Here is a 5,245-nt window from a genome sequence, read left to right as displayed (position 1 = left end):
TCTGATGTTAGCCTTGGTAGTTCGGTGACGCCCGATCGGTCTTCGATCGCGGTCACCGAACGTGGACCCATTTATGTGTGAGTGTGTACAAGAATACGACATTCACCGCCAAATGAACCCTCCCAGTCACAGACTGGGAGTAGATAGCATTCCGGTTGATCCTGCCGGAGGTCATTGCTATTGGAGTCCGATTTAGCCATGCTAGTTGTACGAGTTCAGACTCGTAGCAGATAGCTCAGTAACACGTGGCCAAACTACCCTATAGACCCAGACAACCTCGGGAAACTGAGGCTAATCTGAGATACGATTCTCCCGCTGGAACTGCAGAGAATCCGAAACGCTCCGGCGCTATAGGATGTGGCTGCGGCCGATTAGGTAGACGGTGGGGTAACGGCCCACCGTGCCAATAATCGGTACGGGTTGTGAGAGCAAGAGCCCGGAGACGGTATCTGAGACAAGATACCGGGCCCTACGGGGCGCAGCAGGCGCGAAACCTTTACACTGCACGCCAGTGCGATAAGGGGACTCCGAGTGCGAGGGCATATAGTCCTCGCTTTTCACCACCGTAAGGTGGTGGTGGAATAAGTGCTGGGCAAGACCGGTGCCAGCCGCCGCGGTAATACCGGCAGCACGAGTGATGACCGCTATTATTGGGCCTAAAGCGTCCGTAGCTGGCCACGCAAGTCTATCGGGAAATCTCTTCGCTTAACGAAGAGGCGTCCGGTGGAAACTGCGTGGCTTGGGACCGGAAGATCCAGAGGGTACGTCCGGGGTAGGAGTGAAATCCTGTAATCCTGGACGGACCGCCGGTGGCGAAAGCGCTCTGGAAAGACGGATCCGACGGTGAGGGACGAAAGCTCGGGTCACGAACCGGATTAGATACCCGGGTAGTCCGAGCTGTAAACGATGTCTGCTAGGTGTGACACAGGCTACGAGCCTGTGTTGTGCCGTAGGGAAGCCGAGAAGCAGACCGCCTGGGAAGTACGTCCGCAAGGATGAAACTTAAAGGAATTGGCGGGGGAGCACTACAACCGGAGGAGCCTGCGGTTTAATTGGACTCAACGCCGGACATCTCACCAGCATCGACAATGTGCAGTGACAGTCAGTGTGATGAGCTTACTAGAGCCATTGAGAGGAGGTGCATGGCCGCCGTCAGCTCGTACCGTGAGGCGTCCTGTTAAGTCAGGCAACGAGCGAGACCCGCACTCTTAATTGCCAGCAGCACCCTTGTGGTGGCTGGGTACATTAGGAGGACTGCCAGTGCCAAACTGGAGGAAGGAACGGGCAACGGTAGGTCAGTATGCCCCGAATGTGCTGGGCGACACGCGGGCTACAATGGCCACGACAGTGGGATGCAACCCCGAGAGGGGACGCTAATCTCCGAAACGTGGTCGTAGTTCGGATTGAGGGCTGAAACTCGCCCTCATGAAGCTGGATTCGGTAGTAATCGCGCTTCAGAAGAGCGCGGTGAATACGTCCCTGCTCCTTGCACACACCGCCCGTCAAAGCACCCGAGTGAGGTCCGGATGAGGCCCCTGTAACAGGGGTCGAATCTGGGCTTCGCAAGGGGGCTTAAGTCGTAACAAGGTAGCCGTAGGGGAATCTGCGGCTGGATCACCTCCACAGACCGGGACCAGGCCGTCGCGCCTGGCCCACCTTCGCAGTTTGCGGTCCGCGTTCGATCGACCACCGATGGCCGATCGGGCACCTTAGAACTATCAAGGCTAACACTATACTTCCTGTCGCGCCGACGGCGCGACGGGAGTGGGCCCATAGCTCAGTGGTAGAGTGCCTCCTTTGCAAGGAGGATGCCCAGGGTTCGAATCCCTGTGGGTCCATGGCTCGGAAGACGATCGAATCGTGCCCCTTAAGTGGGGCAGACGATTTTGGTCTAATCCGACGAAACCGATGCACCACTCCGCGCAAGTGTGAGTGGGAAGGGTTAATGCATGCCGCGTCTACGGCGTGCAGATGAGACCGTGTGTACGTGTAGTCCAGGCGTCCACTGGACCCGTTCCCGGGTCACTCTTGAATTACAACTTCCGTTGCAATTCAGATCCGATGAACGTGGCTACTGTGCCAGCTGGTGGATCGCTCGGCTTGAGAGCTGAAGAAGGACGTGCCAAGCTGCGAAAAGCCCAAGGGAGCCGCACGGAGGCGAAGAACTTGGGATCTCCGAATGGGAATCCCCACCGCAATTGCTTCGCGCAATGGGGAACGTCGAGAATTGAAACATCTTAGTATCGACAGGAAAAGAAAACGAACGTGATGTCGTTAGTAATGGCGAATAAACGCGACGAAGTCCAAACCGAAGCCTTCACGGGCAATGTGGTGTTCGGACTGACGATCACTCTCAGACCATCTGCAGGAAGTCTCTTGGAATAGAGCACGAAACAGGGTGACAGTCCCGTAGTGTAGATCAGTATGAGACGAGTCAGCTCCAGAGTATCGGGGGTTGGATATCCCTCGTGAATATCGCAGGCATCGACTGCGAAGACTAAACACTCCTCAAGACCGATAGCGAACAAGTAGTGCGAACGAACGCTGAAAAGCACCCCACAAAGGGAGGTGCAATAGGGCGTGAAATCAGTTGGCGATAGAGCGACAGGGCACACAAGGTCCCAGGCGAAATGAATCAGGTGCGAACCTGTAGTAAGAAGTTTGGGAAGCCGGTGTTCTGTCGTACGTTTTGAAAAACGAACCAGAGAGTGTGCCTGTTTGACGAGTCTAACCGGATCATCCGGGAAGGCGTAGGGAAACCGATATGACCGCAGTGCTTTGCACCAGGGTCACCGTGTTCAAGCGCGGGGAGTCAAACGGGCACGACCCGAAACCGGACGATCTAGACGTGAGCAGGGCGAAGCGTGCCGAAAGGCACGTGGAGGCCCGTTAGAGTTGGTGTCCTACAATACCCTCTCGTGACTTACGCCTAGGGGTGAAAGGCCCATCGAGTCCGGAAACAGCTGGTTCCAACCGAAACATGTCGAAGCATGACCTCTGCCGAGATAGTTTGTGGGGTAGAGCGACGGATTGGGGGACCGCACTCCGAGAGGAGTGCGCCCCCCTGTCCAACTCCGAACCTACAAACGTCGTTTGACGCAGGGAGTCCGGTGCGCGGGGTAAGCCTGTGTACCGTGAGGGAGACAACCCAGAGCTGGGTTAAGGTCCCCAAGTGTGGACTAAGTGCGATCGAAGGTGGTCTCAAGCCCTAGACAGCCGGGAGGTGAGCTTAGAAGCAGCTACCCTCTAAGAAAAGCGTAATAGCTTACCGGCCGAGGTTTGAGGCGCCCAAAATGATCGGGGCTCAAGTCCACCACCGAGACCTAGCGGCACCATTCATATGGTGATTCCGTAGGTTGGCGTTCTGTTCGGGCGGAAGCATGGTCGAGAGATCATGTGGACCGTTCAGTAACGAAAATTCTGGTCATAGTAGCAGCGTTAGTCGGGTTAGACCCCCGACGGCCGAACGAGTAAGGGTTCCTCAGCAATGCTTATCAGCTGAGGGTTAGCCGGTCCTAAGTCAATCCGTAAGTCGAAATTGACAACAGGGAAATAGGTTAATATTCCTATGCCAGTGTGCATTCAAAGCTGACGCTTTGGGGCCGCCTGAGCTGGGCCTTCGCCCAGTCTAACTGTCGAACTTCGTGGAAGCCGTAATGGCACGAAGCGAACGAATGGCAGGATAGCGCAAGTCAGGCCAACCTAGAGCCCGTGAAAAAGCGAGCACACTGTCCGTACCGAGATCCGACACAGGTACTCATGGCGGCGAAAGCCAAGGTCTGTCGGGAGCAACCGACGTTAGGGAATTCGGCAAGTTAGTCCCGTACGTTCGCAATAAGGGATGCCTGCCTCGCGAAGAGGCAGGTCGCAGTGACTCGGGCGCTCCGACTGTCTAGTAACAACATAGGTGACCGCAAATCCGCAAGGACTCGTACGGTCACTGAATCCTGCCCAGTGCGGGTATCTGAACACCTCTTACAAGAGGACGAAGGACCCGTTAACGGCGGGGGTAACTATGACCCTCTTAAGGTAGCGTAGTACCTTGCCGCTTTAGTAGCGGCTTGCATGAATGGATCAACGAGAGCGCCACTGTCCCAACGTTGGGCCCGGTGAACTGTACGTTCCAGTGCGGAGTCTGGAGACCCCCAAGGGGAAGCGAAGACCCTATAGAGCTTTACTGCAGGCTGTCACTGAGACGTGGTCGCCATTGTGCAGCATAGGTAGGAGGCATTACAGAGGTACCCGCGCTAGCGGGCCACCCAGCCAACATTGAAATACTACCCGATGGTGACTGCGACTCTCACTCCTGGCGGAGGACACTGGTAGCCGGGCAGTTTGACTGGGGCGGTACGCGCTTGAAAAGATATCGAGCGCGCCCCAAGATTTCCTCACTCGGGTCGGAGACCCGAGGAAGAGCGCAAGAGCAAAAGGAAGTCTGACAGTGTCCGGCACAACGACGGACGCTGACGCGAAAGCGTGGTCTAGCGAACCAATTAGGCTGCTTGATGCGGCCAATTGCTGACAAAAAAGCTACCTTAGGGATAACAGAGTCGTCACCCGCAAGAGCACATATCGACCGGGTGGCTTGCTACCTCGATGTCGGTTCCCTCCATCCTGCCCGTGCAGAAGCGGGCAAGGGTGAGGTTGTTCGCCTATTAAAGGAGGTCGTGAGCTGGGTTTAGACCGTCGTGAGACAGGTCGGCTGCTATCTATTGGGGGTGTGCGGTATCTGACGGGAACGTTCGTATAGTACGAGAGGAACTACGAATGGGTGCCACTCGTGTACCGGCTGTTCGAAAGAGCACGTGCCGGGCAGCGACGCACCACGGGGTAAGAGCTGAACGCATCTAAGCTCGAAACCCACCTGGAAAAGAGATACCATCAAGATCACTCGTAGAAGACGAGTTCGATAGACTCGGGGTGTACGCGCCAAGGCAACGAGGTGTTGAGCCCGCGAGCACTAATCGATCGAGCCACACAATCATACATATTACATCGCATTGGATCCGTGATTCGAGAGCGGGTCCGGACGCAAACTGGACTACACATACACGCGGTCTTGGAGACCACCGATTACGGTTTGGCGACGGTTCGATTCCGTTGATCGGCGTTACGGCGGCCACAGCGGCGGGGTTCCTCCCGTACCCATCCCGAACACGGAAGATAAGCCCGCCTGCGTTACGGGGAGTACTGGAGTGCGCGAGCCTCTGGGAAAGCCGTTTCGCCGCCTCCACTCATACCTCGA

At 56.3% G+C, this 5,245-nt stretch carries 1 tRNA gene and 3 rRNA genes; all 4 read left to right on the top strand.

Going from position 1 to position 5,245, the window contains the following annotated elements:
• The first annotated feature begins 148 nt into the window (after positions 1-148).
• The 4 genes from DWB23_RS22765 (at position 149) to rrf (ending at position 5,233) form a co-directional block, all read left to right on the top strand.
• Positions 149-1,623 (top strand): 16S ribosomal RNA (locus tag DWB23_RS22765).
• A 143-nt stretch (positions 1,624-1,766) separates the two neighbouring features.
• Positions 1,767-1,838 (top strand) — tRNA-Ala (locus DWB23_RS22760).
• Positions 1,839-2,062: 224 nt separating this feature from the next.
• A 23S ribosomal RNA gene (locus tag DWB23_RS22755) occupies positions 2,063-4,982 on the top strand.
• Positions 4,983-5,111: 129 nt separating this feature from the next.
• Positions 5,112-5,233, top strand: a 5S ribosomal RNA gene (rrf, locus tag DWB23_RS22750).
• The 16S, 23S and 5S rRNA genes sit together here with 1 tRNA gene alongside, the layout of an rRNA operon.
• The last annotated feature ends 12 nt before the right edge of the window (positions 5,234-5,245 follow it).

It is taken from the genome of Natronorubrum halophilum (genome assembly GCF_003670115.1).
In the GTDB taxonomy this organism is placed as follows: Archaea; Halobacteriota; Halobacteria; order Halobacteriales; family Natrialbaceae; genus Natronorubrum; species Natronorubrum halophilum.
This window is presented reverse-complemented; position numbering and strand designations above follow the sequence as displayed.